The 26,994-nt window shown below is 56.4% G+C and carries 25 protein-coding genes; 15 read left to right on the top strand and 10 right to left on the bottom strand.

Annotation, left to right across the window (positions count from 1 at the left end):
* Positions 1 to 22: 22 nt before the first annotated feature.
* Complete coding sequence (locus ACJ8MK_RS09745) at positions 23 to 769, bottom strand: S24 family peptidase (protein WP_004935623.1); 747 nt, start codon at positions 767 to 769, stop codon at positions 23 to 25.
* Positions 770 to 945: 176 nt separating this feature from the next.
* On the opposite strand from ACJ8MK_RS09745, the gene ACJ8MK_RS09740 reads away from it, so the two are divergent.
* From ACJ8MK_RS09740 to tmaR, 3 genes are all read left to right on the top strand, one after another.
* Positions 946 to 1,713: an N-acetylmuramoyl-L-alanine amidase gene (locus ACJ8MK_RS09740; RefSeq protein WP_033647986.1), complete on the top strand. Its 768-nt coding sequence runs from the start codon at positions 946 to 948 to the stop codon at positions 1,711 to 1,713.
* Positions 1,714 to 1,807: 94 nt separating this feature from the next.
* A complete protein-coding gene (locus tag ACJ8MK_RS09735) occupies positions 1,808 to 2,875 on the top strand; it encodes an FUSC family protein (protein ID WP_060443042.1) in 1,068 nt (355 codons plus the stop codon).
* Between the two features lie 160 nt (positions 2,876 to 3,035).
* Entirely contained in the window at positions 3,036 to 3,353 is a 318-nt protein-coding gene (tmaR, locus tag ACJ8MK_RS09730) for a PTS system regulator TmaR (RefSeq protein WP_004935612.1), read from the top strand.
* 158 nt (positions 3,354 to 3,511) lie between these two features.
* Here tmaR and ACJ8MK_RS09725 read toward each other — a convergent pair whose 3' ends face one another.
* Together ACJ8MK_RS09725 and ACJ8MK_RS09720 are read right to left on the bottom strand one after the other, a co-directional pair.
* On the bottom strand, positions 3,512 to 4,300 hold the full coding sequence (locus ACJ8MK_RS09725) for an ABC transporter substrate-binding protein (protein WP_033655109.1): 789 nt from the start codon (positions 4,298 to 4,300) through the stop codon (positions 3,512 to 3,514).
* A gap of 22 nt (positions 4,301 to 4,322) precedes the next feature.
* Positions 4,323 to 5,504, bottom strand: a complete 1,182-nt coding sequence (locus ACJ8MK_RS09720) for a M20 aminoacylase family protein (RefSeq protein WP_060388049.1) — start codon at positions 5,502 to 5,504, stop codon at positions 4,323 to 4,325.
* A gap of 138 nt (positions 5,505 to 5,642) precedes the next feature.
* Between ACJ8MK_RS09720 and ACJ8MK_RS09715 the strand changes: the two genes are divergently transcribed.
* The 8 genes from ACJ8MK_RS09715 (at position 5,643) to araD (ending at position 14,570) form a co-directional block, all read left to right on the top strand.
* Positions 5,643 to 6,596 (top strand): LysR family transcriptional regulator, encoded by a 954-nt coding sequence (locus ACJ8MK_RS09715; RefSeq protein WP_442517708.1) that lies wholly within the window; start codon positions 5,643 to 5,645, stop codon positions 6,594 to 6,596.
* A gap of 284 nt (positions 6,597 to 6,880) precedes the next feature.
* A complete protein-coding gene (locus ACJ8MK_RS09710; protein WP_103772886.1) occupies positions 6,881 to 7,948 on the top strand; it encodes a zinc-binding dehydrogenase in 1,068 nt (355 codons plus the stop codon).
* Positions 7,949 to 8,083: 135 nt separating this feature from the next.
* The gene (locus ACJ8MK_RS09705; protein ID WP_015378502.1) at positions 8,084 to 9,001 is read left to right on the top strand and encodes an ABC transporter substrate-binding protein; all 918 of its coding nucleotides are present in this window, start codon (positions 8,084 to 8,086) and stop codon (positions 8,999 to 9,001) included.
* A 54-nt stretch (positions 9,002 to 9,055) separates the two neighbouring features.
* On the top strand, positions 9,056 to 10,546 hold the full coding sequence (locus ACJ8MK_RS09700) for a sugar ABC transporter ATP-binding protein (RefSeq protein ID WP_442517707.1): 1,491 nt from the start codon (positions 9,056 to 9,058) through the stop codon (positions 10,544 to 10,546).
* Positions 10,543 to 11,532: an ABC transporter permease gene (locus tag ACJ8MK_RS09695; protein WP_038877882.1), complete on the top strand. Its 990-nt coding sequence runs from the start codon at positions 10,543 to 10,545 to the stop codon at positions 11,530 to 11,532. The genes ACJ8MK_RS09700 and ACJ8MK_RS09695 overlap by 4 nt, the downstream gene beginning before the upstream one ends.
* An 8-nt stretch (positions 11,533 to 11,540) precedes the next feature.
* Positions 11,541 to 13,028: an FGGY-family carbohydrate kinase gene (locus ACJ8MK_RS09690; protein ID WP_442517706.1), complete on the top strand. Its 1,488-nt coding sequence runs from the start codon at positions 11,541 to 11,543 to the stop codon at positions 13,026 to 13,028.
* Positions 13,015 to 13,884, top strand: coding sequence for an L-ribulose-5-phosphate 3-epimerase (locus ACJ8MK_RS09685; RefSeq protein WP_172905192.1), 870 nt, complete (start codon positions 13,015 to 13,017; stop codon positions 13,882 to 13,884). Before ACJ8MK_RS09690 ends, ACJ8MK_RS09685 begins: the two co-directional genes overlap by 14 nt.
* The gene (araD, locus tag ACJ8MK_RS09680; protein ID WP_033632583.1) at positions 13,878 to 14,570 is read left to right on the top strand and encodes an L-ribulose-5-phosphate 4-epimerase; all 693 of its coding nucleotides are present in this window, start codon (positions 13,878 to 13,880) and stop codon (positions 14,568 to 14,570) included. The genes ACJ8MK_RS09685 and araD overlap by 7 nt, the downstream gene beginning before the upstream one ends.
* 6 nt (positions 14,571 to 14,576) lie before the next feature.
* Here the strand turns inward: araD and ACJ8MK_RS09675 are convergent, their stop codons facing one another.
* The gene (locus tag ACJ8MK_RS09675; protein ID WP_101427150.1) at positions 14,577 to 15,581 is read right to left on the bottom strand and encodes a LacI family DNA-binding transcriptional regulator; all 1,005 of its coding nucleotides are present in this window, start codon (positions 15,579 to 15,581) and stop codon (positions 14,577 to 14,579) included.
* Between the two features lie 446 nt (positions 15,582 to 16,027).
* Between ACJ8MK_RS09675 and ACJ8MK_RS09670 the strand changes: the two genes are divergently transcribed.
* Positions 16,028 to 17,056 carry a YaaC family protein gene (locus tag ACJ8MK_RS09670; protein WP_442517705.1) on the top strand — a complete coding sequence of 343 codons (1,029 nt, stop codon included), beginning with the start codon at positions 16,028 to 16,030 and terminating at the stop codon, positions 17,054 to 17,056.
* A 386-nt stretch (positions 17,057 to 17,442) separates the two neighbouring features.
* On the top strand, positions 17,443 to 18,222 hold the full coding sequence (locus tag ACJ8MK_RS09665; protein ID WP_442517704.1) for a hypothetical protein: 780 nt from the start codon (positions 17,443 to 17,445) through the stop codon (positions 18,220 to 18,222).
* 261 nt (positions 18,223 to 18,483) lie between these two features.
* Here ACJ8MK_RS09665 and ACJ8MK_RS09660 read toward each other — a convergent pair whose 3' ends face one another.
* Positions 18,484 to 18,669 carry a hypothetical protein gene (locus ACJ8MK_RS09660; protein WP_442517703.1) on the bottom strand — a complete coding sequence of 62 codons (186 nt, stop codon included), beginning with the start codon at positions 18,667 to 18,669 and terminating at the stop codon, positions 18,484 to 18,486.
* 334 nt (positions 18,670 to 19,003) lie between these two features.
* On the opposite strand from ACJ8MK_RS09660, the gene ACJ8MK_RS09655 reads away from it, so the two are divergent.
* The gene (locus ACJ8MK_RS09655) at positions 19,004 to 19,870 is read left to right on the top strand and encodes a hypothetical protein (protein WP_442517702.1); all 867 of its coding nucleotides are present in this window, start codon (positions 19,004 to 19,006) and stop codon (positions 19,868 to 19,870) included.
* 391 nt (positions 19,871 to 20,261) lie between these two features.
* Here ACJ8MK_RS09655 and ACJ8MK_RS09650 read toward each other — a convergent pair whose 3' ends face one another.
* Together ACJ8MK_RS09650 and ACJ8MK_RS09645 are read right to left on the bottom strand one after the other, a co-directional pair.
* Complete coding sequence (locus ACJ8MK_RS09650) at positions 20,262 to 20,798, bottom strand: hypothetical protein (RefSeq protein ID WP_442517701.1); 537 nt, start codon at positions 20,796 to 20,798, stop codon at positions 20,262 to 20,264.
* A gap of 424 nt (positions 20,799 to 21,222) precedes the next feature.
* Positions 21,223 to 22,131: a LysR family transcriptional regulator gene (locus tag ACJ8MK_RS09645; protein WP_442517700.1), complete on the bottom strand. Its 909-nt coding sequence runs from the start codon at positions 22,129 to 22,131 to the stop codon at positions 21,223 to 21,225.
* A 107-nt stretch (positions 22,132 to 22,238) separates the two neighbouring features.
* On the opposite strand from ACJ8MK_RS09645, the gene ACJ8MK_RS09640 reads away from it, so the two are divergent.
* Positions 22,239 to 23,546, top strand: a complete 1,308-nt coding sequence (locus ACJ8MK_RS09640; RefSeq protein WP_442517699.1) for a serine hydrolase domain-containing protein — start codon at positions 22,239 to 22,241, stop codon at positions 23,544 to 23,546.
* Positions 23,547 to 23,637: 91 nt separating this feature from the next.
* On the opposite strand, the gene ACJ8MK_RS09635 is transcribed toward ACJ8MK_RS09640, so the two are convergent.
* From ACJ8MK_RS09635 to ACJ8MK_RS09625, 3 genes are all read right to left on the bottom strand, one after another.
* A complete protein-coding gene (locus tag ACJ8MK_RS09635; protein ID WP_442517698.1) occupies positions 23,638 to 24,411 on the bottom strand; it encodes an ankyrin repeat domain-containing protein in 774 nt (257 codons plus the stop codon).
* A 140-nt stretch (positions 24,412 to 24,551) separates the two neighbouring features.
* Positions 24,552 to 25,310 carry an ankyrin repeat domain-containing protein gene (locus ACJ8MK_RS09630; RefSeq protein ID WP_172448255.1) on the bottom strand — a complete coding sequence of 253 codons (759 nt, stop codon included), beginning with the start codon at positions 25,308 to 25,310 and terminating at the stop codon, positions 24,552 to 24,554.
* Entirely contained in the window at positions 25,307 to 26,809 is a 1,503-nt protein-coding gene (locus tag ACJ8MK_RS09625; RefSeq protein ID WP_442517697.1) for a phospholipase, read from the bottom strand. The genes ACJ8MK_RS09630 and ACJ8MK_RS09625 overlap by 4 nt, the downstream gene beginning before the upstream one ends.
* Between the last annotated feature and the right edge of the window lie 185 nt (positions 26,810 to 26,994).

The following is a 26,994-nucleotide window of genomic DNA, read 5'->3' as shown; positions in this document are numbered from 1 at the left end:
CTGGGCGCCCGAGGTTGCTCCGCTACCAGGACGAAGAGGACCAGAAGACGCGGCCGAGCACCACCAGTTGCTCCTTGCGCTGCTGATAGCTGAGATGCTCGTCCTGGTACTCTTCCCGGTTGAGGGAGCGGATGACGACGCCGCCGTCCGGCTGCTCGATCAGCACCTTCACCCGCAGCAAATTGCCGTGGCGAATGGCGTAGGTCTTGCCTTCGCGGATGCGCGTATCGTCGGTGTTGATGCCGACCACGTCGCCGTCCTGCAGACGGGGCTCCATGCTGGAGCCGGAGATGCGGATAATGCGCGCGGCGTTGACCGCCACCCCCATCTTGTGCAGATAGTAACGGCGGAAGATCAGCGAAAACTCCTCGCGATCGACGATTTCGTAGCAGCCGTCGCCGGCGGAAAAATCGATATCCAGCAGCGGGATCTCCACAAACTCTTCCTTGTCTTGTTCGGTATCTTCCCATACCACCGGTTTCAAACGGGCGGGCTGGAAGTCCGACTCCGCTGCCACGTTGTCAAACGGGCGCACCAGCTGCTTTTCGTGAAACACGTCGAACCAGCCCTTGGGCAAATTCAGCCGGGCCTCGATCCGCCTGGCCAGATTGTCGCCAAGATTGCGGGAGGATTTTTCCCCGATGATTTGGCTCAGCGTCGGCGCGGAAGACTCAACCAGCGTGGCGAACTCATTCTGGTTGACGCCTTGCCGGGCGTAGCGGGCCATCAATTCGCGCAGATTGTTGCGCCTGATTTCTTTAGTTTCCATCGTGCCATGATCGCACTCTTTAGCAAAAAGGTAAATAACGGTTTTGCTAAAAAACGCTTGCGCATATTTTAGCAATTAGCTAAAACAAAAAGGGTGAGCCAAAGGTTCACCTGTGCGGGGCGGCCTGTCATGATGAGGGGCCGCTCAGTGAAATCAAGCGAGAGAGGGACTTTACGATGTACAAGATTGATTACAATAGCTACCGATCGGTCGCCAGCTTCGGCCACCGCGTGCGTTTTCTGGTGCTGCACTACACGGCGCAAAACTTCGCCGACTCGGTGAAGTCGTTGACCGGAAAATCGGTCAGCGCACACTATCTGGTGCCGGATCCGACCGAAGCCACCTATCAGGCCGCCGGCTTCAGCGGCGTGCGCATTTTCAACCTGGTGGACGAAAACGAGCGCGCCTGGCATGCCGGCGCCAGCCAGTGGGGCACCCGCAGCAATATCAACGACACCTCGATCGGCATCGAGATCGTCAACCTGGCGAGCGGCGACGGTGGAAACATCACCTTCCCGCCGTTCAACCCGCAGCAGATCGAGGCGGTCACCCAGCTGGCGCAGAATATCCTGCAGCGTTATCCGGACATCTCGCCGGTGAACGTGGTGGCGCACTCCGACATTGCGCCGGGCCGCAAGAGCGATCCGGGCCCGCAGTTCCCGTGGCAGCAGCTGTATCAGGCCGGCGTCGGCGCCTGGTATGACGAGGCGACCAAGCAGCAGCGCCAGCAGGAATACTGCCGCCAGGGCCTGCCGGCGCAGGCCGAGCTGCTGAAACTGTTCGCCCAATACGGCTACGATACCTCGGCGGCCAATACCGCAGAAGGCTATCGTCAGCTGGTGCGCGCGTTCCAGCTGCACTTCCGCCAGCAGAAGTATGACGGCGTGATGGATGTCGAAACCGCCGCCGCTCTGCGCGCGTTGGTCGACAAGTACGCCGCCTGAGCCTGACCGCGAATGGGGGACGCCTCATTCGCCTTTTCCTTGCCGGGCTTCCTCCGCTAAAATAGCGGCCTGGCTGGTCTTTATCGGAGGCATCGTGCGCCTCGATCGAAAAATCTCTTCCCTTGAATTGTTGACCTATCGGCACTATCGCATCGTTCACGGCGTGCGCATTGGGTTGGCGTTTATCCTGACCTTTCTGCTGATCCGCTTGCTGGCGGTGCCTGAAGGCACCTGGCCGCTGATCACCCTGGTGGTGGTGATGGGGCCGATCTCATTTTGGGGCAACGTGCTGCAGCGGGCGCTGCAACGCATTGCCGGCACGGTGTTCGGCGCCGCTTCCGGCCTGATCGCCCTGTATCTGGAACTCTATTCGCTGCCGCTGATGCTGGCCTGGTGCGGCGTGGTGATGTTCGTCTGCGGTTACCTGACGCTCGGCAAGCGGCCGTATATGGCGCTGCTGGTGGGGATCACGCTGGCGGTGGTGTGCGGCGCGGGCGCCGGCGACATGCACACCGCGCTGTGGCGCAGCGGCGACGTGATCTTCGGCTCGCTGCTGGCGCTGCTGTTCACCAGCATCTACCCACAGCGCGCCTATATTCTGTGGCGCATGCAAATGGCGGACTGCCTGCAAACCGCCGCCCGCATCTACGGCGCGTATTTTTCGCCGAACGTTATCGAGCGGCCGCGGTTGGATCCGCAGCTCAAGGATCTGTTGAATCAGGTGGTGAAGCTGCGCAGCCTGATCGTGCCCGCCAGTAAGGAAACCCGCATTCCCAAAGCGGTGTTCGAGGCGGTGCAAACCCTCAGCCGCAATCTGGTATGCACGCTGGAGCTGATGGCCGACGCCTACTGGGCCTCGCGTGAAACGCACTTCATCATGTTGAACGCCCGCACGCTGCGCAGCACCCAGCTGCTGACGCTGAGCTCGCTGGAATCGCTGGCGGTGCTGATGCGCGAAGGGCCCCAGGCGCAGCGGCAGGCGGCGGCGGGGCAGTTGGCGGAGATCGCCGGCGAGCTGAAAACGCTGATGCAGGAGGTCAGCCTCGGCCAGCACGGCGAAGCGCCGATTTACGGCTATGTCTGGCTCAGCATGGAGCTGGCGCAGCAGTTGGAAGAGCTGGGGGATCTGCTCCTGGTCTGCACCGCCGCCGGGCGCGAATAAGGGGTCAGATCATGAAGGCGGCGCTTTGGGTTTTGGCCGCCGGGGCAAAGTGGGTAAGATAAGGCAATCACTGTTGTGCCGGACCGCCACAAACCTGTATCTTGGTGCCATGTGGCCGTAAGCAAATGAATCTGTGTATTACTAAAGCAAGGGTATAAAGATGGATAATGCAAATAAGCCGAGTTTCCAGGACGTGCTGGAGTTTGTGCGTATGTTCCGCCGCAAAAACAAACTGCAACGCGAGATCGTCGACAACGAAAAGAAAATTCGTGATAACCAGAAGCGCGTGCTGCTGCTCGACAACCTGAGTGAGTACATCAAGCCCGGCATGAGCATTGAAGACATTCAGGGCATCATCGCCAACATGCGCAGCGACTACGAAGATCGCGTTGATGACTACATCATCAAAAATGCCGATCTGTCCAAAGAACGCCGCGAGCTGTCCAAAAAGCTGAAAGCGATGGGCGAAGTGAAGTAACCCGCTTTAGCGGGCCGGGCGTCCTGCCTGGCCCGCATCCTTATCCCGCCTGATTTTCCGTTCTTGCCGACGCTGCCGTTTCCGTTGGGGCGTTCCCCGGCGGCCGAAGGCGCCTCCCCATCCTGCAGGATCTGCAGGTGACCGCCGGGGAACGCTTGTTACTGCTCCGCACCGTACATGTCGAAGTCGAAATACTTGTCGTTGATTTTCTTGTAAGTGCCGTTGGCGCGGATCGCCTGCAGCGCGGTGTTGAAGGCGTTCAGCAGCGCGGTATCCTCTTTGCGCACCCCGATGCCGTCGCCGACGCCGAAGTATTTGCTGTCGTTCAGTTCGGCGCCGATAAAGGCGAAATCTTTGCCGCCGGGCGTTTTGAAGAACTCGCTGGCGCTGACGCTGGCCAGCAGCGACGCATCCAGACGACCGTTGGCCAGATCTTCGTTCACCTCCTGCTGGCTTTGGTAGGCGACCACGTTAACGCCGGCCGGGCGCCACAGCGCGTTGGCATAGGCCTCCTGGCTGGAGCCTTGCTGCACGCCGACCGATTTGCCCTTCAGCGAGGCGGCGGTAGGCTGCAGGTTGCTGCCCTTATGCGCCACCAGCCGCGCCGGGGCGTTGGAGACTTTGCTGGAGAAGGCGATCTGCTGCTGGCGCTGCGGCGTGATGGTCATCGACGAGGCGATGGCATCAAATTTCTTCGCCTGCAGGCCGGGGATCATGCCGTCCCAGCTGCTTTCCACCCACACGCATTTGGCCTGCATCTGGTCGCACAGCGCCTGGGCGATGTCGACGCCGAAACCGGTCAGCTTGCCCTGCGGGTTTTTATATTCCAGCGGCGGAAAGGTGGGATCGATGCCCAGCTTGATCACCTTGCCGCTGAATTCGCCGCTCAGCGCGGGAAAACTCGCGGCCAGCGGCAGCAGCAACAACAGCCCTTTGATGGTTTTCATGTCATTTCCTCAGCGTTGGCGATTAAACAGTGGGGCGAGCCAAAAAGCGCTCGACCAATTTGACCCAGTAGGTGGCGCCTACCGACAGGTTGTCGTCATTGAAGTCATAGCCGGGGTTGTGCAGGGAATTGCCCGGCGTTGCGGGGCCGTTGCCGATCGAGATGTAGCTGCCTGGGCACTTCTCCAGCATAAAGGCGAAATCTTCGCTGGCGGTAAACGGCCGCAGCGTGGGGATAACCTGGCTCTCTCCGGCCCAGTCCAGCGCCACCGCGCGCGCCAGTTCGGTTTCTGCCGGGTGGTTCACCAGCACCGGGTAGCCGTGCCGGTAGTCGATCTCCGCGCGGGCGCCGAAGCTGGCGGCCTGCGCCGTGACCAGCTCGGTGATGCGCTGTTCCAGCCGTGCGCGCACCGCCGCCGTCAGCGCGCGCACGCTGAGCGTCAGGGTGGCGGTCGCCGGGATCACGTTGGCGGCCTGGCCGGCCTGCATCGCCCCCACGGTGACGATCGCCGTTTCCTGCGGATCGATATTGCGCGCCACGATGGTTTGCAGGCTCATGACGATGGCCGCGCAGGCCACCACCGGATCGACGGTGCTCTGCGGCACCGCGCCGTGGCCGCCGTGGCCGTGCAGGGTGATGTGCACCGTATCGGCCGAGCACATCAAGGGGCCGCTGGCGAAGCCCAGGTGGCCGGTGGGGAAGCCGGGCACGTTGTGCATGGCGAACACCGCGTCGCAGGGGAAGCGCTCAAACAGGCCGTCTTCAATCATCACTCTGGCGCCGCCGCCGCCTTCTTCCGCCGGCTGAAAGATCAGGTGCAGCGTGCCGCTGAAGTTCGGCTGCCGCGCCAGACAGCGCGCCGCCGCCAGCAGCATGGCGGTGTGCCCGTCGTGGCCGCAGGCGTGCATCACCCCGGCATGGGTGCTGGCGTGCGGCAAGCCGGTTGTTTCGGCGATCGGCAGGGCGTCCATGTCGGCGCGGATGCCGAGCGATTTTCCCGGCCCGCGCTGCAGTGTAGCGACAACGCCGGTTTGTCCTACGCCGCGCGTGACGCGGTAACCCCACTCCTCCAGCCGCTGCGCCACCAGATCTGACGTCGCGAACTCCTGGAAGCCCAACTCCGGGTGGGCGTGAATGTGGCGGCGAAGCGCGACCATCTCATCATGAACGGCGGCGATCTCAGGCAGTACGAGTGAAGGGCTCATCACGGTCTCCGGCAAAGGGTCCCGGCCAACGGGCGGGGAATGGGGCAGAGGGGTAGGCATCGAGACTAGCAAACTCCGTTTTTGCCGGGTAGCCGCCGTTCAGTTATGCTGACAACCTATGATTGTCAGGAGGTGAACATGAAACTGCACCAACTGCAGGCGCTGGTGGCCAGCGCCGACAGCGGCAGCATTCGCGCGGCGGCGCGGCATCTGGGGCTGTCGCAGGCGGCGGTGACCCGTGCGCTGCGCGAACTGGAGCAGGAACAGGCGCTGCCGCTGCTGATCCGCACGCCGACCGGGCTGGGCTTTACCCCCTACGGCAAAACCCTGCTGGCGCACGCCCGGCTGGTGCTGAACCAGCTGGAGCAGGCGCAGGGGGAAATGGCGGCGCTGCGCGGGCGGGCGGCGGATCTGGTCAAGGCGGCGATCACCCCCTGGCTGATGCTGACGGTGCTGCCGTCGGCGGTGATGGCGTTTCGCAGCAAGATGCCGGCGGTGCGGCTGGAACTGTCGGAAAGCCTGATGGCCAACGCCCAGTCGCAGCTGCGCGAGGGCACGATGGACTTTGCCATCACGCCGCTGCCGGCGTCGTCGGCGCCGCAGGAGTTCCACTGCGAGCCGCTGCTGGAGTATGAAACGGCGTACATGGTGCGGCGCGGCCACCCGCTGGCGCACAGTACCTCGCTGCATCAGCTGCTGGAACAGGATTGGGTGATGAGCTATACCCCGGAAAGTTTCGATGCGCTGTTCGACGAGGTGTTTCTTCGCCACGGCGTGCGCCTGCCGCGCCAGCGCATTATCCAGGCGCATTCGTTCGGCATGCTGCAGGCTCTGGTGGAGTTCGCCGAAATGTGTACCTGCTGTCCGCAGCCGATTGCCGCGCTGCCGCAGTTCGCCTCTCGCCTGCAACCGCTGGCGCTGCGGGAGAGCTGCCGGCCGGTGCAGCTGAATATCGTCACCCGGCGCAACAGCATTCTGAGCGCCGCCGCCCATGCGTTTATCGACACGCTGGTGCGCACCCTGCGCCAGCAGGCGCGATCGTCGCGGCCGGAAGATCGCCAGATCTACGATCGCGTGCGCCTGCTGATTTAGCGGATCCCCCCGGATCGCCGATCCCGTAAATGGGATCGCGATCCGCATTTGTAGCATTTTTAGCCGCAATGTTAACGATATGTGATTTTGATCAAATAATTATTTTTGCAGCTTTGGTTATATGTTGCTCTATGTTCACGTTGTCATTTTTGGTTTTCTGAGTGTTTTATGATTAATCTATTGAAATTTATCACTTTATAGCGTTTGTTGTTTTTTGTTTGATAAAAATGACAACGTCAACATTAAGAAAATTCAAGCGTTTAACAAGTGTATTGGAGGAAGAGATGAGCCAGTTGCCGGAAAAAATGCGCGCGGTCGTTTGCCACGGCCCGCAGGACTATCGTTTCGAACAGGTGCCCACGCCGTTGCCGAAGGCGCGCGAGCTGGTGATCAAGGTGGAAGGCTGCGGCATCTGCGCCGGCGACTGCAAGTGCAAGAACGGCGCGCAGATGTTTTGGGGGGAGAACCCGTGGGTCAAACCGCCGGTGGTGCCGGGGCACGAGTTCTACGGCCGCATCGCCGCGCTGGGCGAGGGCGCGGAAGGCAAATACCGGCTCGGCGAGCGGGTGATCGCCGAGCAGATCGTGCCGTGCTGGGAGTGCCGCTACTGCAAATCCGGCAGCTACTGGATGTGTGAGACGCATAACATTTACGGTTTCCAAAAAGACGTGGCGGAGGGCGGCATGGCGGAGTACATGCGCTTTTCCGAGAACGCCATCGTGCACAAGATCCCGGAAAGCCTGAGCCATGAAGACGCGGTATTGATCGAGCCGATGGCCTGCGCCATCCACACCGTGGCGCGCGGCGACATCCAGTTGGACGACGTGGTGGTGCTGGCCGGTGCCGGGCCGCTGGGGTTGTGCATGGTGCAGGTAGCGCGCCTGAAGACGCCGAAGAAACTGATCGTGATCGACGCCATCGACGAGCGGCTGGCGCTGGCGAAGGAGTTCGGCGCCGACGTGGTGATCAACCCGCTGAAGGAAGACGCCGACCAGATCGTCAAATCGCTGACCGGCGGCTACGGCTGCGACGTCTACATCGAGGCCACCGGCGCGCCGATCGGCGTCACCCAGGGGCTGCAGATGATCCGCAAGCTGGGCCGCTTCGTGGAGTTCAGCGTGTTCGGCAAGGAAACCACCGTCGATTGGTCCATCATCGGCGATCGCAAAGAGCTGGACATTCGCGGCGCGCACTTGGCGCCCTACAGCTATGAAATCGCCATCGATCTGTTCGAGCGCGGGCTGGTGACCTCCAATGGCGTGGTTACCCACAGCTATGCATTGAACGACTGGGACGAAGCCTTCGCCCTGGCGGACTCGACCGACTCCATCAAGGTGATCCTGGTTCCCTGACCCTCCCGCTGTACCGCGGTTGCAGTCCCGACCGCTGGCCCGCTCGCAATGGGGGGCCGGCCGGTCGGCCAAACGTAAAGACATGCTGTTGCTCTGATAACCACAACAAGAAGCTTCCCTACAGGAGAATTGGCTATGTTTTCATTATTCAAAAAGACCCTGCCTTTTATCGTCGCCGGTGGAATGTTGGCGGCCAGCCATGGGGCGCTGGCCAAGCAAATCACTATCGGTATGTCGTTCCAGGAGATGAACAACGACTACTTCGTCACTATGAAGCAGGCGCTGGATCAGGCGGCGGCGGATATCGGCGCCAAGGTATACGTGGCCGATGCGCGCCATGACGTCGCCAAACAGATCGGCGACGTGGAGGACATGTTGCAGAAGAAGGTGGATATCCTGCTGATCAACCCGACCGATTCGGTGGGGGTGCAGTCGGCGGTGATCTCCGCCCATAAGGCCGGCGCGGTGGTGGTGGCGATCGACGCTCAGGCGGAAGGGCCGCTGGATTCGTTCGTCGGCTCGGAAAACTACGACGCCGGCTTCCAGGCGGGCGAGTACCTGGCGAAAGCGCTGGGCGGCAAAGGCAAGGTGGCGATCCTCGACGGCATCCCGGTGGTGCCGATCCTGGAGCGCGTGCGCGGCTTTGAAGCGGCGATGAAGAAATACCCCGACATCAAGATTGTCACCAAGCAAAACGGCAAGCAGGAGCGCGACACCGCGCTGACCGTGACCGAAAACATGCTGCAGTCGGCGCCGGATCTGGCGGGCATCTTCAGCGTCAACGACGTCGGCGCGCTCGGCGCCCTGGCGGCGATCGAAAGCAACGGCGCCAAGGTCAAGCTGGTGAGCGTCGACGGCCAGCCGGAAGCCATCAAAGAGATCCTCAAGCCGAACTCGCCGTTCATCGCCACCTCGGCGCAGTTCCCGCGCGACCAGCTGCGCATCGCGCTCGGCATTGCGTTGGCCCGCTACTGGGGCGCCACGGTGCCGAAAACCGTGCCGGTCAAAGTGAAGCTGATCGACCGCAGCAATGCGGCCGGCTTTAGCTGGTAACAGCGGCCAGGTTCGCCCCGCTGCGGCGGGGCGTTCGGCGCGGAGGGCAATGCGGTGACACCTTTACTGGAACTGAAGCGAATAAAGAAGAGTTTTCCCGGCGTGAAGGCGCTGGACGGCATCGATCTGGCCATTCAACGCGGCGAAGTGCACGCCCTGCTGGGCGAAAACGGCGCCGGCAAATCGACGCTGGTGAAAATCATGTGCGGCATCTATCAGCCGGACGAGGGCGATATTTTTATCGACGGCGAGCAGCGCCGCTTTAACAACTATCGCCAGGCGATCGAGGCCGGCGTCGGCATTATTTTTCAGGAATTCTCGTTGATTCCCTACATGAGCGCCATCGACAACATCTTCCTCAACCGGGAGATCAGGAACCGCTGGGGCCTGCTGGATCGGTGGGCGATGCGGCGCAAGGCCGAGGCGATCTTCAAGCGGCTGACGGTGGCTATCGATCTCGATTGCCCGGTGGAGCAGCTGAGCGTGGCGCAGCAGCAGTTCGTTGAGATCGCCAAGGCGCTGTCGCTGGAGGCACGGGTGCTGGTGCTGGACGAACCGACCGCCACGTTGACGCCGGGCGAGGCCGAGCACCTGTTCAGCGTGATGAACGATCTGCGGCTGCTGGGCGTCGGCATGGTGTTTATCTCGCACCACCTGGACGAGATCTTCACCATCTGCGATCGCATCACCGTGCTGCGCGACGGTGCTTACATCGAAACGCTGGCTACCGGCGACACCAACGTGGAAGAGCTGGTGCGGCTGATGGTCGGGCGCAAAATCGAGAACGCCTTCCCGGTGAAACAGCACCCGGTCGATACCGCGACGGTGCTGCTGGAGGCGGAGATCCAGCGCGAGAAGCACGGCGCGACCGACCGCTTCCACCTGCACAAGGGCGAGATCCTCGGCTTCGCCGGGCTGGTGGGATCCGGGCGCACCGAGACCGTCTCGGCGCTGATCGGCGCCAGCCGCTGCCACCGCAAACGCGTCAGCCTCGGCGGCCAACCGGCGGCGCTGCGCTCCCCGGCGCAGGCGCTGGCGCAGGGCATCGGTCTGCTGCCGGAGAGCCGCAAAACCGAGGGCCTGGTGCTGCCGTTCTCGGTGGCGCAGAACATCACCCTCAATCGGCACCACCGGCGCGGCAAGATCTTCGTCAGCGCCCGCCAGGATCGCGACGTGGTGCAGCGGCTGATCCGCGCCGTGGGCGTGAAAACCCCGGACGCCGAGACCGCCGTCAGCACCCTGAGCGGCGGCAACCAGCAGAAGGTGGTGATCGCCCGCTGGCTCAACAACGACTGCAACATCCTGATCTTCGACGAACCGACGCGCGGCATCGACGTGGGCGCCAAGGCCGAGATCTACCAACTGATGCAGCAACTGACCCAGCAGGGCATCTCCATCATCATGATTTCCTCCGAACTGCCGGAGATCATCGGCGTGTGTGACCGCGTGCTGGTGTTTCGCGGCGGCCACATCGTCGCCGAGCTGACCGGCGACGACATCGAATCCAACCACATCATGCTTCACGCGACCGGGAGTGCCTTATGATCGGAATTGAACAACCCGCCGTGGCGCGCCGCGCCGCCGGCCCCAGCCTCGGTAAGCGCTGGGAAAAACTGCTGCATCACCCGGCGGTCTTGCCGTTTATCGGCTTCGCTGTCCTGTTCGTATTGATGAGCCTGCTGAACGACAGCTTCCTCAGCGTCAACAACCTGACCAACGTGGCGCGCCAGGTGTCGATCAACGCCATCATCGCGGTGGGCATGACCTGCGCCATCCTGACCGGCGGCATCGATCTCTCGGTGGGGCCGGTGATGGCGCTGGCCGGTTCGGTCGCCGCCGGGCTGATGCTGGCGGCGGTGCCGATCCCGCTGGCGATGGTGGCGGCGCTGGCGGTCGGCGCGCTGTTCGGCCTGGCCAACGGCGCCTGCATCGCCTATCTGCGCATGCCGCCGATCATCGTCACCCTGGCGTCGATGGGCATCGCCCGCGGCCTGGCGCTGCTCTATACCGGCGGCTACCCGATCTCCGGCCTGCCCGACGTCTTCTCCTTCTTCGGCCGCGGCACGGTGCTGGGCATCCAGGTGCCGATCCTGATCATGCTCGGCGTGTACGTGCTGGCCTGGCTGATGCTCAACCAGCTGCCGTTCGGCCGCTACGTCTATGCGATGGGCGGCAACGAAGAGGCGGCGCGGCTGAGCGGCATCCGCGTGCCGCGCTACAAGATGCTGGTGTACGTGATCAGCGGCCTGACCGCCGCGCTGGCCGGGCTGGTGTTGACCTCGCGCCTGATGAGCGGGCAGCCCAACGCCGGCGAAGGCTTCGAGCTGGACGCCATCGCCGCGGTGGTGCTGGGCGGGGCGGCGATCTCCGGCGGGCGCGGAGCCATCGTCGGCACGCTGGTGGGGGCGATGATGCTCGGGGTGCTCAACAACGGCCTCAATCTGATGAACGTGTCGCCATATATCCAGAACGTGGTGAAGGGGGGGATCATCCTGGCCGCCATCTACCTCAGCTCCGTGCGGCGCAAATAGGAGGCGCGATGTCAGTCTTTCTTGGCATAGACGTCGGCGGCACGGTGATCAAGGCCGGGCTGTATCGGGCAAGCGGTGAAGAGCTGGCAGTCGCCGAGCGCGACGGCGCGGCGATTGCCGCCCAGCCGGGCTTCAGCGAACGCAATATGGACGCGCTGTGGGATGACGTGTGCGCGGCGATCCGCCAGACGCTGCACGCGGCGGGGCTGGATGCCGGGCAGGTGCGCGGCGTCAGCTTCTCGGCGCACGGCAAAGGGCTGTACGCCATCGACCGCCACGGCAAACCGGTCGGCAACGGCATCCTCTCTTCGGACAACCGCGCGGCGGCCACGGTGGCTGAGCTGCGCCGCGCCGGCGTGGACGCGCAGACCTACCCGCGCAGCCTGCAGCCGCTGTGGCCCAGCCACCCGGCGCTGCTGCTGCGCTGGCTGAAGCAGCAGCAACCGGCGCAGTACGCCGCCGTCGATCGCATCCTGATGGCGCACGACTACCTGCGCTTTCGCCTCACCGGCGAGGCGGCGGCCGAGGTGACCAACATCTCCGGCAGCAACCTGTTCAATCAGCACAGCGGCGCTTACGATCCGGCGCTGATGGCGGCCTTCGGCATCGAAGAGGCACAGGAGAAAACCGCACCGGTGATCGGCTCGGCGCAGCTGGCCGGGCGGGTGACGGCCGCGGCGGCGGCGCAGTGCGGCCTGCGAACGGGCACCGCGGTGTACGGCGGCCTGTTCGACGTGGTGGGCGCGGCGCTCAGCTCCGGCGTGGCGGACGACCGCACGCTCAGCGCGGTGGCGGGCACCTGGTCGATCGCCACCTGCGTGACCGAGCGCATCATTCCCGCCGATTATCCCTACGCCTGGGGGCGCTACTGCATCGACGGCCGCTATTTCGCGCACGAAGGCAGCCCGACCTCGGCCGGCAACCTGGCCTGGTTCCTGCGCCAGTTCTGCGCCGACGACCGGCAGCGCTACGCCCAGTTCAATGCCTGGGTGGCCGAACGCCGCGAGCAGCCGAGCGGGCTGCTGTTCCTGCCTTATCTGTACGGTTCCAACCTCGGTGGCAACACGCCGGGCGGGCTGATTGGCCTGAGCGCCCACCACGAGATGGCAGACGTGGTGCAGGCGATCTACCAGGGCATCGTGTTCTCGCACCTGATCCATCAGGAGCGCATGGTGCAGCTGAACCCGCGCATCGAGCGGGTGCGCATGACCGGCGGGCCGACGCAGTCCGAGGTGTGGATGCAGATGTACGCCGACGCCGGCAACCTGCCGCTTGAGGTGGTGGAAACGCGCCAGAGTGGTTGCCGCGCCGCCGCCCTGTGCGCCGCCGTCGGCGCCGGGGAGTACGCCGGGTTCGCCGAAGCGATCGCCGCCGCGCCGCCCAAATTGCGCCGTTATTATCCCGCGACCGCCGCCCATCGGCGCCTGCGCGCCCAGCAGGCGCGCTATCTGGCGGTCGCTCAGGCTTTGAGTGAGGTGACTGATGCAAACGACTAACGCCGCCTGTCTGGGGCTGTATGAAAAGGCGCTGCCCGCCGATCTGAGTTGGCCGCAGCGGCTGGCCACCGCCGCCGAGCTGGGCTTTGAATTTGTGGAGATGTCGATCGACGAACAGCCGGCGCGCCAGCAGCGGCTGGACTGGGATCGCCGCCAGCGGCTGGCGTTTATCCAGGCGCGGCTCGACAGCGGGGTGACGGTGCCGAGCCTCTGCCTGTCGGCGCACCGGCGTGACCCGTTCGGCAGCCATGACGCCGCCACCCGTGAGCGGGCACGGATGCTGATGAGCAAGGCGCTGGAACTGGCGACGGATCTCGGCATCCGCAACATCCAGCTGGCGGGCTACGACGTCTATTACGAACCCGCCGATCGCCACAGCCGCGAACGCTTTATCGAAGGCATGCAGTGGGCGGCGGCGCAGGCCGCCAGGGCGCAGGTGATGCTGTCGGTGGAGGTGATGGACACGCCGTTCATCAACAGCATCAGCAAATGGCGCGACATCGCCCGCCACGTCAACAGCCCGTGGTTCACGGTGTATCCCGATCTCGGCAACCTCAGCGCCTGGGGCAACGACGTCGCCGCCGAGCTGGCGCTGGGCATCGGCAGCATCACCGCCGTGCACCTCAAAGACACCGTCGCGGTGGGGCCGAGCAGCGCCGGGCAGTTTCGCGACGTGCCGTTCGGCGAGGGCTGCGTGGATTTCGCCCACGCCTTTGCCGTGCTCAACGCGCTCGGCTATCGCGGCCCCTACCTGCTGGAGATGTGGGCGCGCGAAGACGGGCAGGACAAGCAACGCATTGCCCAGGCCAAGGCCTGGATCGAACAACAGATGAATGATGGAGGCATCGCATGCTGAACGAACTCAAGCGGCAGGTGCTGGCCGCCAACCTCAGCCTGCCGGCATACGGGCTGGTGACCTTTACCTGGGGCAACGTCTCGGCGATCGACCGCCAGAGCGGGCTGGTGGTGATCAAGCCTTCGGGCATCGCCTACGAGGCGATGACGCTGGAGGATTTGGTGGTGGTGGATCTGGAGGGCAAGGTGCGCGAAGGGCACCGCAAACCCTCATCCGACACCGCCACTCACCTGGCGCTGTACCGCGCCTTCGCCGATATCGGCGGCGTGGTGCACACCCACAGCCGCAACGCCACCATCTGGGCGCAGGCCGGGCAGCCGATCCCGGCGCTGGGCACCACCCACGCCGACTACTTTTACGGCGACATTCCCTGTACCCGGCCGATGAGCGAGGCGGAGATCGCCGGGGATTACGAGGGGGAAACCGGCAAGGTGATTATCGAGACCTTCAATCAGGCGGGGCGCGATCCGCAGCAGGTGCCGGGGGTGCTGGTCTACTCCCACGGCCCGTTCGCCTGGGGCAAGGACGCGGCGGATGCGGTGCACAATGCGGTGGTGCTGGAAGAGGTGGCGATCATGGCGATGGCGACGCGCCAGCTGGCGCCGGCCATCGCCCCGATGCAGCCGGAACTATTGGACAAACATTTCCTGCGCAAGCACGGCAAACACGCCTACTACGGGCAATAGCGCCCGTCAGCGATTCAACAGCGAGCCGGTGAAGAACTCTCTGCGCACCGGCAGCTCGCCGCGCGGGCTGTGAATGGCGCTGAACAGCAGCTCCGCGGCGATCTCCCCCAGTTTCTGCGTATCGTGATACACCCCCGGAATATGCAGGCCGTAAGCGCCGGCGCGCGGCGGTTCGTCTATCGAGAAGAACTTCACCTGCTCATAAAGCCCCATCTCGTGGCAGATGGCGATGGCGCCCAGCGTGATGATGCCGTTCAGGCCGATGATGTAATCTGGGCGGTTCTCCGGCTGCGCCAGATAGGCGCGCACCTCGCTTTCCTGCGAGGTGAAATCGTAGTCGCCGTTGATGATATGAATCTCACGCCCGCTGCCCTGCAGCGCCGCGACGATGCCGGCGGTGCGCGTTAAGGTGATCTCCGAATCCGACGGGCCGCCAATGATCAGCAGCTTCTGCTCCGGCTGCTCCGCCAGATAACGGCCGGCCAGCACGCCGATCTCGCGGTTATCGAGGAACACGCCGCTCAGCTGCTGATCGTAGAGATCGCGGTCAATCAGGATCAGCGGCACGCCGTACACCTCCGCCAGCTCGAGATAGGCGGGGCGGTAGCGCTTGTCGTCGCGCACCGCCGAGAGCAGGATGCCGCGCGCCTTGTAGCCGAACAGCGCCTGAATGGCGCGCATTTCCGCCTCTTCGCTGCCGTCGGTGTCGAACAGCATGATCTGGTAGCCCTGCTGACGCGCAATGCGCGACACGGTCTTGATCAGGCCGGAATAGAACGGGTTGTACATGCTGCTGGTGACGATGCCGATAATCTGGCTGCTGCTGCTTTTCAGCCCCTGCGCGAAGGCGTTGGGCACATAGTTCAGCTCTTTGGCGATGGCGTGAATGCGCTCGCGGGTTTCCGGCTTGACCAGCTCGGGCTTATTGAAGGCGCGGGAAACGGTGATATTGGTCACCCTGGCGCGGCGGGCGATATCCACGATAGTGGCATTGGGATTGGCTTTCGACACCGTCTTTCCTTGCGTTATGCCTCAACAGATCCCTTATTGTAGGGAAAGGGCGGGGGCGGTGCTAGGGGGGAGTTGGGGGATGAGGGAGATAACAAAGTGTAAATACATTCAATAATAAATTTTGTTGATTAATGTTTTATTCAATTATTTGCATGACTATATTCTCTTACCGGAAGGTTTATTAATAAGTATTCTACAGGAGATGGCTGGTACGAAAGGCTGCTTTGTGCCAAAAGCGGAAGTAACAAGCATTGCAGAGTGTTAATCTATAGATGCATGTTACAGGTCGCTGGATAAAAGGCACTACTAAATTAAGTGGCTTGCTAGCACATAGTTGATTGAAAATTAGCGAAAGGAGTGTAATGTACAGATAGTTTACTGCATTGGCCTGAACCACAGGTTTCACTCTCGAATAAAAATTATATACCTTTACCTGGAGAATGAAATTGACTGAAGTAGAAATAAAATATGGCTTTCCGCTTTTCTCAAAACCTTCCTCATTGGTAACCCTGGGGAAAAATGAGAAGATCGTAATATCAGATATCTGGGCATTCTGGGACTATGTTATAAAGAAGGCGAGCAATGAACGTAAAGGAGAGGATTTTTTAAGGTCTCTTCTCGAACAAGCAAAACACTTTTATATAACAGCAGAAGCTAGTCCAGTGAAAAGCCAGCCTCTCCTTTACTACTATTCATTTCTAAATTTATCTAAAATCATAATAAATCTTTCGGGTACGCATGGGCCCAGGAAAATGTACATGCACGGAATGAAGGAGGATCATAATAATAAATTTTCGCAGTCAACAATCACAAAGCAAAAACAAAAAATTAATATCGTACAAGTTGCGCATGAAATCGTATCGATATTTGATCCTAATATAGCTACCACTGATATATCCATAAATGTTAAAGAACTTCTAAATCATTGCGTGGGAGTCCATAGAGCCTATTCTGAAATCTATAATCAGACCGAGGTCTTTTACAAGATAGCGAACTACAAATTATACAAAAAAGGAAAAGAGCTAATCTTTAAGGCAGAACTCCAATGTTCTGATACCGACATGACAAGTCTCTCAGCAAAAGGGTACTCGATAGTAGAAGATGAAGAGGGGGTGTTTTATTACACTTGCAAAATAATAATGCCCACTTATACGCCAACAAGAAAAGACTATGCTGAATTAAGCAAGGAAATACAGAGAAAAGGCATTTGGTACTTTATTGGCAATAGCGGATATACAATGTACTTATCAAATTCATCAATTGGCCGTTACAGCCAAGAGTCCATAATATATATGGTAATGTTCTACCTGGGTTCGATAACGCGTTATCATCCATACATGTTTGACGAAATATTCTCTGACAAAGAGCAGTGGCTTATGAGTGAGTTCTTAAACACTCAGCCTAAACAATTTTTATATTTGGCAACCGCTAGAATTCTCGGTCAAAGTGTCTTAAAAGCGTATGCAAGTTTCTAGGTACTAATTGAAGGTTTTCTAAGTTTGTAGATGGAACCGCCCTATAGTAAGACTGACCGCGATCTTCTTATTACGGACATGAACGGATTTCTTTAGCATCCGTTCTTCGCTCTTAGCAGACGTCATGTTCTTTTAACCTGACGACTTAGTGCCAGGAACAGAGACTGGCAGATATCTAGACGACCCTTCTTTTTCTGTTTGGGTCAAAGGAGCCCTTAGGAAATCACTGGCTAAATTTATAGGCAAATTTTTGATAAAATATTATCGTTATCATGTTGTTTATGCAAATTGTGTGATTAAACCATATGATAGATGTAACCAAAAGTGTTAACTTTGGAATTCAATAAATTTTATTTATTCAATATATTTTACAAAGGAGTTCTCGGATGGAATATAAATTGACTGAATTCACTGGTAGAATTGAAGAAATAATAAGAACGTCTGTTAGCAATCATTCTGGCCACGAATGGGACGAGGATTTCATTACACGAAAATTGCTTGCCGATCTTAGAAATGAGTTACGTGGTATCAATCTAGTAGGTAAAGACCAAAAAAGAAATATTAACTGGCAAGCATACAAGCTTAAAGGTACTTATGAAAATAATTTCGGAGACGTAGCATTAGTAGTCAATATTAGCTATAAAGATGGAACATCAATTCATGGGGCCGCTTTCTTAGAAGCAAAAAAAAGAGACTGGAGAAAAACAACTTTCAGTGCAATAAAAACTTCTCAAGCGAAGAAAATACTTAAAAATGCACCACACTCACAATATCTACTTTATGATTATGAAGAAATAACAAACTTTCTTAATAGTTCATTATATTCAGAGGATATTGAACACTACCGTTACCTAAGAGGTTATTGCATTCCTTTTACTGGAGTGACAAAAGCAGTCTGTGTTCCTCTTAACTTAGCTGTGGCAACTGGTAATAAAGACACGCTTCTCTATCGCCATGGGTTACCTCTATCTATGATGTTATCAAGTCGATATTTCCAAGGATTAGATTTAGAGTTTGATGAAACTTCAAGAAATATTGCGACTGGTTTTCTGAAAAGTTTTGGCCTTCCTAAATTTGTTGTAAAGATTGACATATTTGAAAATGATACGGAGGCTGTAGATCAAGGCCTTAGTATAAATCAATCTGAGTATGTTCAATTTGACTAAAACGTAGCAACCGTATTTGCGATAGCAGCTCTTTTTATTACTGTTTTGTCGTTAGAACGAAGCCGCACATATTAGCGGCTTCAATATCCGTTCCTAGCGCATAGCTGGCATTCAGCTCAATTAACCCGTCCACTTCGTTCCAGCAGAAGACGTCGCTAATCACACTGTGTATTAAAGAAAGGGGAAACGATCATGTTGAGTACAAAAAACAAGAAAGACTATGATAAGGAAAATATGCGTGGAGTGACTTAGTTTATTGATTTAAATAATATTTATGGGTGTGAGTGCTTTAAGTAAAAAAAACAAAAATTGAGAAGGTTTAGCTAGTGCCAAAATAAGTTGGACACCGCCCGACATCAGACCCGCTACTACACTTATCACCCCAGCCCAAAAAGTTTCAATGAAACAAGATACATATAGTACTACATGGCGGAATAATTTACTCATAGGCTTCTCCTTACTAACGTAATCGTTAAGTAACACGTTGAGGTAACGGATAAATGCGACTATTGGGAGAGCTGTGATGAGAATTGTAGGCATAGGAATTGAGCCATTGGATGCACTAGCTAAATTCACTCTTTACGAACTATACAGCATTGGAGTGAGTTTGTAAAAACACGCGCCCAAAAGTCAATTAGTTCGCTCCATGAGTGTTGTGTCAGTACTACTAAAGTTAAACGTGCTAAAATAGGCTTCCAATATTCGTGGGTACAATCACTATCTGTGTAACTGGCGGAAGTGCTGGCATGACGACGATGCCTATTCGGGGGGGGGGGGGGCTATGGTCCGTTTTAACTTACTAGAAAATGCGTTGGATTCAGTGGAAACCGGGCTGGACTACTTTAACAAAGCGCTAGAAGGGCATGATCGACGTGACTACAAACAGTGCCTGCTTAACCTCTTTCAGGCCGCTGAGCTGTTGTTGAAGGCCGTAGTTTCGCGCAATGGGTCTGGAGCGATTTTTAATCCAGCATCGCTTCAGGAAAAATGTGTGGATCCGGCGCATCCAACCGAGTCAGAATTACACCAGTGTAAATCTGTCAACGTCAGCCAGCTTTGTAAGCTGTTAAAGACATATTACCCAGCCGAATTTTCTGAATCTGCGTTACAAATGATGAAAACGGTGGGGCAGTTGCGTAATAACCTTCAGCATTTTGCCCTTGAGGTTCGTCCGCAAGAACTGGCAATGCAACTGAGTGAACTGTACCAACAAATTTTTCGTCCCGCATTCGTCATCATTCAGTCAGATGAGACCGAAAATTCATGGAACTCTGATTTACGTCAAGACATCATCGCTCTTGAGCAACAATTTCTTGATATAACTGTTAACCAGGAATACACCCTTGCGCTTTGTCCCGTTTGTGAGAGTTTTTCACATTTTATCCTTTACCAAGGTGAAAGCTTTCCGACACGGACTCACTGTATCTGTTGTGGTTTCAGCCTGAATAATCTGCAAATTTGGGATTTTCAGGAATGTCCGGAATGTAGTGCCCCATCCGTAATTTATTTACCGGAAAAAAGGGCCGGTGTCTGTCTCTGGTATAAATGTGAATACAGCAAGATGGATGGTTTTGTTCCTATGGAACCTTGCGAATGTGGTGCATTCCGGATGGAAGGTCATTGCAGTAACTGCGATCCTGAGGAATAGTAAAATCGTCCGATGAGAATGTGCAGCAGCCTGGTCGATGATTTCCTGATGAATCGCTGAAATATCCGGTATTACGCGACAACTTAATCGCTCATTTCTTTTTCTGGCAATTTGAAAGTTTTACTCTATGCCCCAGAATTCAGCATATACATAAAAAAATCATTTCAGAACGCGTCTTGATCCAAAGAACGACTGCATGATAGATAGGCGTCGACGTGAGGGCAGGAATGATCTGCTCCCCCGTTATTCATACAGAATGCTGTTAGTAATGTCCGCAGATCGCTCTAGAGGGACAACCATACTCAAATCTCCCATATTGCAGGAGATTTGAATATGAACATCATAAAAGCACTTAGGGATTTAAATTTCGAAAGTACCTTTAATTATTTTTTTACTTAACAAGTTTAATTGTTATTCCGGAATTAGGGCCAGGAGGGACTCCTAATGCAGTATCAACGCCTGGGTTATTACGTAAATCCTCAAGGATTTCTTCAGGTCGGAACTTTTTCCCTATTATAGCTTGAGATTCTGGGCGAGGGTTTTCTGAGTGTCTTGCTCTGTAAGCTTCAACAAATTCAATTCCTTCTGCTTTTGCTCGCGAGCTCAAGCCTCGGGCGTATAAACGATTGAATTCTCCCTCCGCTAAAGTTTGAGCAGCAGTGTGAGGGACTTTAGCCTGAATCATCTCAGTGCTGTTAGGCTTTCTCCGAGGGTAATGGGTGGCCAGTAAACCCCTCTTTAGAATTTCTTGTTCAAGCCATGCATCATCATATTGAGATGCTTCTTCTAACAAAGATGGCCACACAGTTTTACCTTGAATAGTAAGAAAGTTGCTTAAATAGAAACTATTATTCTCTTGATCGAATTTAATTTCTTTGAGCATGAATTTTTTGGTTGAATCATCTAAATCAAGATAATTTAAAGACATAAAATCCTCGGTTATATGTGGGGTGTAGGAAGGAAATAATTCAATTCCTTGATTATAAGTCAGTTAATTAACTATCTATTCTGATGCAAAAGGAAAATTTGCATTTTGCAAAGAAGATTTTTTTATTATTACCTTAAGTCCGTTGATCGGAGCTTGACTGATTAAGACAGCGGTATGTAAGTCACATTTTTATCATTTATAAGAACAACTACTAACATCCGCTTCTCGCCCATGGTCGCCCAGCCACCAATACCGTCACGTAAAGAGCAGTGAGGAAAGGACTGGACGGTGAAGTGTCCATCGGGGAAAATGCGGCAACTTCTAACCTGATAGCGATTTAATAAGCAACACTAAGATAGACTACTAGCTATAGCACTTCAAATTTATTCCCATTTTTTCTCACCGACCCAATAAATTTAGTCAATTAGAACAGTATTCTGGCAAAGCTAACCCCCCGCCACAACCCTGGCAACAGCGCCAGCGTCTCATCAATCAGCGCCCGTCGGTCATTGCCCGGCTTCCAGATGGTCACCATGGTTTGGCTGATCCCCTGGCTGCCCACTTCGGTGCGCAGCGTGTTGACGTTTTTCCACCGTTCCGCATGCATATGCGTCGGCAGGAATCCCCAGCCGCAGCCCTGTTCGAGCAGGGCGCGCAGCATCTCCAGTTCGTTGGTGAAAATGGTATGCCCTGAAATTTGCAGGCGGCGCGCCACCGGTTCGTCAGAATCCGGGTGCATGATCACCTGCGGCGTGAGCGAGAGCTCCAGCAGCGAAAGCGGCTGTTCCGCGCCGGGGAAAAGCGTTTTGGCGGCGTAAAAATCCATCTCTATCGCCCCTAAGGCGCGCCACTCCATGGCGTCGCCCACGCTGCGGTGGCGTGCCTGGCAGATGCCCAGATCGGCCTGGCCGCTTGCCAGCAGCCTTTCCGCTTCGTCGCGCGAGGCGTTAATCAGGCTCAGACGCGTGTTACGCTGTGCCATGGCGGCAATCAGCGCCTGCAGCAGCGCGCGGGGCGTGAAGGGATCGTAGACCAGTGAGATTTCCTGCACTGCGCTCTTCGGCACGTCTTTGGCAAACGCCTCAAACGCTTTCACCTGGCGCATCAGCAGGTGCGCCTGGCGTTGCAGCTGTTCACCCTCCGGCGTCAGGTGCAGGCTGCGCCCCTCGCGCAGGAACAGCGCATAGCCCAAGCCATCCTCTAGAAAATCAATCAAATCGCGCAGCGTCGTGCGGTCTTTGCCCAGCTTGAGCGCGGCTTTCGCCAGGCTGCCGTGCTCGGCTACGGCGGTGAAGGCTTCCAGTTGGGCAAAGGAATAAATCAGGCTCGGCATGCGGTTCTCCCGTCGATTTTGCGGGGGATTTTCCCCCATCAGGCGTTTTTTATTATAGGCCGCGTTTTTTTAAGCTGAACGCCTTCCTGAGCTAAGCGAGAGAAAATATGAAAAGCAAAGTGTTTAACCGCAGCCTGCTGGCGGGCGTTGTCATCAGTCTCTGCAGCGGCCTGCTGGCGCCCGCCGCGCTGGCCGCCTGTGCGGGCACCGAACTCAGCGCCTGTCCCGCGCCTTTCGATGCGCAATTGCCGGACACGCACAAGATGCTCACCTGGAGCCAGAGCGACCGGGTGATCGGTTTTCGTAACGACTACCGCAATTATGCGGGAGATGTGTTCCACCACGGCAACGCCGAGCCGCTGCTGGCTGCCGCTAAACCGCTAACGGACGCCAGCTATCGGGTGAATGGCAAAACCTACAACCTGCAGGATTACCTGCAGCGCCAGAACGTCAGCGGCATGCTGGTATTGAAAGACGGCAAAATCGCCTGGAAATATCTGGGGCAGGGTAATACCGACTCTACCCTGTGGACGTCGCGCTCGGTGGGCAAATCCGTGGTCGCCACGCTGGTGGGCGTGGCGATTAAACAGGGCAAGATCCGCTCGCTCGACGATCTCATCACGCAATACGAACCCGATCTGAAAGGCACCGCGTGGGACGGCGTGACCCTCAGGCAGCTGATCACCCATACCTCCGGCGTGGCGTGGAATGAGGATTACACCAACCCGAAATCGGACTTCGCGCAGCTGACCGAGTGTGAAGCCAAGCCCGGCACCTACGCCTGCGTACGCAAGCTGGTAGCCGGTTTGCAGCGTGCGCATCCGGCCGGGCAGAACTGGTCTTACTCCTCCGGCGGCGCGTGGCTGCTGGGCGACGTGCTGGAGCGCGCCACCGGCATGCCGCTGGCGGCCTATCTGCAGCAAAGCATCTGGCAGCCCTACGGCATGGCGAGCGACGGCGTGTGGCATGCCTACGCGAAAGGCCAGCATGACGTGGGCGCGCACGGCTTCAACGCCACGCTGGAAGACTGGGGGCGCTTCGGCGAGTTTATCCTGCATAACGGGACGTTGCCGAACGGCAAACAGATCTTGCCGGCTGATTGGGTAGCCCAGTCGTCCAACTGGACGCGGGCGGCAGGCTCGGTGTCGGCGGCCCATCCTGACGGCATTTACGGATTCCAATGGTGGAACAACGAAGTGCCGGCCAATGCGGCCAACGTAGAACCCGCCCCGCAGGCTTCCCTCAAACATTCCCTGTGGGCGCTGGGGATCTTCGGCCAGATGATTATGGTCAATCAGGCGGAGAATCTGGTGATCGTCCAGTGGTCCACCTGGCCGCAGGCGGAGCCTTCTTTCAGCGCGCAACCACTGGAGGCATCGCTGATGTTTAGTGCCATAGCGAAGGAATTGCGTTAACGTCGGCTGGGCAAGCAGGGGCTGGATGGCGGTTGCCATTCAGCCCCTGAACGGTATATTACATGTTTTCGACGTCGACCTTAGGGGAGTCTCAATTCTCTACAGGTAGTGGAGGCCAGTCACCACCCTTTTTAATTAATAACTCTTTTATCTTGTCAATTTTCTCTTTATCCTCGGCATCTCCTACGCCTCTATCTATAAAGCGCTGAAGCTGATTGCCCATAGTCCAACCAAACTTCCCTTTGATTTTACTATTCGCACCTCTCTCTAACAAAAGAATCGTATGATCAAACGAATGAGAATCCAATGAGCTTATTAACAAGGTGTTTCCCAATGAGTCTCTTGTATTTATGTCTGCGCCATAATCCAGCATCACCTTTAATGTTTCAGGGTTTTTCGCGTCTAATGCTTCGAATATAATTGGCTCGTTATGAACTTTATCTCTAGAATTCGGTGGTAACCCGCCATCCAACATTGCTTTTATCCAGACGTCTTTATCGCCCTGCAGGACAAACTCAGCTGGACTGCTTCCCCCTTCCGGTCTGGGTTGCAATGGGTCTGCACCTGCTTTAACCAAGTCAGTAATAATCCTCAGTCTTTTCGGCGTATTTTTATCGTAGATTGCGTTTAGCACCGACCAAAACAGCAGGGTCATGTCCGCCTTAACCGGTCGATTTAGTTCTTCCTTGCTTATAGAAGGAAGCTTCTCTTTCAGTTTCACCTCATCGCCATCATAAATCAGCTGTGCGATGTCCAGCTGCAGGCCTTCAAAAAAATCCTGTGGCTCATATTCCATGCTTTTGTTGCATCCTTGCACCATGAGGACAGTAAACAGCAGCGCTATTGTCATTATCGATTTGCTCATGTTTTCCCCTGAGAATGGTGACATCCTCGTCTCTTCAATCAGTTTTATTGTGTGGTCTATAGCGTGTTTATCGAAAACCAGATGCAATCTGACAGCCCAGGTATAAAAAATCGGCAGCTGTCAGATCTGCGTTGATGAAATTACTGTGTTTCCTTTGCTCCTTTCAAAAGCATGAGCTCGAGTATTTTCCTACACTGTTCATTGTATTCTGAGCCATCTTGGCTGTCTTTTATTTGCCGATTCACTGCTGTTAACAGCGAAAGATTGTTTATATTTACCGGGTTAGGATTCGCACCCCGATTGAGCAGTAAGGTCATATGCTCAAAGGCTGAGCTAAAAAAAGCATCCATTAATAAGGTTTGTTGCAAGGAGTCTCTGATGTTTATATCCGCGCCATAATCCAGCATCACCTTTAATGTTTCAGGGTTTTTGGCTTTGATTGTTTGGAATACAATGGGCTCATTGAATACCTTATCTTTTGCGTTTGGCGGTAAACCGCCGTCGAGCATGGCTTTGACCCAAATCCCCTTGTCGGCTTTCATGACGAATTCCGCCGGGCTGCTTCCTCCCTCTGGTCTGGGCTGCAACGGGTCTGCGCCAGCTTTAACCAGGTCGGTTATTATTTTCAGCCTTTCCGGCGTGTTTTTATCATAGATTGAGTTCAACACCGACCAAAACAGCAGGGTCATATCTGCTTTCACTGGTCGATTCAGTTCTTCCTTGCTTATTGAAGGAAGCTTCTCATTCAGTTTCACTTCATCGCCATCATAAATCAGCTGTGCGACTTCCAATTGACGGCCTTCAAAAAAATCCTGTGGTTCATATTCCATGTTTTTTTTGCATCCTTGCATCATGAGAACAGTAAACAGTAACGCCATTGCCATTATCCACTTGCTCATATTCTCCCCCTGATAGTGGCGACATCCTCGTCTTTCTGATCTTCAATCAACTTTATTGTCTGGTCTATACCGTGTTTATCGAGCAGGGTTCCTGTCCCTCCGGTAAGAGTGTGCGGTATGCCAGCGGCATCAGGCACCGCCAGTGATGACCACTCTTTCAAGGTGAAAGGCAATGCTACGCCCCAGGGTTTTTGTAAAGAATCGGGTAGGGCATTTTTTATAAGCTCATAGTCACTTTCGTTATTAACCTCCTGTAACGTGGTTAATAGTTCTCCTTCAACTCGATAGGCCTGTATGTTCTTGGCTGAACCAATCATTTCAGCTCCGTATTTCCCTACAGTTCCATGATGCAGCCCGGCTGCATTAAACGTCCAGGCGGGTTTTCCACTGGTCATTGATGCAGCTGAGGCCATTCCCCCGCCCAATGAATGACCAGAAATATCGACACCGGAGGAGTTCTTTACTTGTAATCCTATTTTAACCGCCTGTTTATAATAGTCTGAGCTCGTCCCCATCCCCTGAGCACCATTATTTATCCAGTCATTCACATTTTTAATTCCTGACAAATCGCCCCTAAGGGCCTTTTTGGCGGCGCTGCCGATTCCCTCCGGGAACTCTGGCGCTCTTGATCCTCTGAACACGACTGTCGGATTCATCTCTTTACCAAAAATACTGTTGTCAGGTTGATATACCCTTGCCAAAAAATCCGGCGATTCATCTCTGTCGGAGAGCATATTTCTGTTTAGCCCAATTTTACTCAGGGCCGCATTATCGTTACTGATATCTTTCCAGCCCTCGGGAACGCCGGGTGTATCCTTTAGCGGATTCGTGGTCTTGTAGATATTCTCCGCCAGCTTTGCCTTCTCGACGGCGACATTGTTTGCCGCCAGGCGTTCCGAGGCGATTCGGGCGTCTGGGTAGATACTCCGTTGCCCGCGGCCAATGAGGTATTTTCGCTCCTGCCAGCGTTGCGCTTTGGTCAAGGGGCCAGACACGACCGACTGTGAGGCTCTTCCACCTTGCGCCGGGATATCCGGGCCAAGGGCCGGTTTGGCCCGCGTGACTTGTGCGGGGAAGACGGACGGGCGCGCCCGGCGGCCGCCATAAGACTTCACGGCCTCTTCGTACCGCTTCACTATCTTGTCCACCGGGTAGTTGGGCTCTTGTCTCCCCTGCGGTATCAGGTAGCCGTCGATGTCGGCGTAAAATGGCCCCATCGTCGCCAACACGCCGGGCCGGGTTTCAACCGCTACGACAACGCCGCTCATCAGGTCGCTCTGCACTCTTGCGCGCAGGTTAGAGCTTATTCCGTTTTGCGTAACGCCGACTTCACGGCGGATCCGTTCGCCACCGCGAAAACCAGAAAAAAGCGACAGAATGTCATTGTCCGGCATGTATGAAAGGCCGTGACAGGCGCTGGAAGGGCTGACTATACGGGGGAATTCATCAGGTGAAATAATATCATCGGCGATATACAGCAGTTTCAAACGGGAAAACATAGTGTGTCTCTTCCTTTGCTTGCTGCGTCTTGGCCTGTTCAGGCGGGCGCTCGCACTCCTTGCACTCGATGGAGCCCTGAGGGGCATGTTATCGAACGGCAGTCAGCGATAGCTAACGGCGCATAGGACACCAGATAAGGGATGATAACGGCTCAGGCCAATTTGTAAAGCCGGCCAAAGGTTAA

Source organism: Serratia sp. CY38905 (assembly GCF_052168875.1).
GTDB classification, from domain to species: Bacteria; Pseudomonadota; Gammaproteobacteria; order Enterobacterales; family Enterobacteriaceae; genus Serratia; species Serratia sarumanii.
The sequence above is the reverse complement of the archived record's forward strand: the minus strand, read 5'-3'. Positions and strand labels throughout refer to the sequence as shown.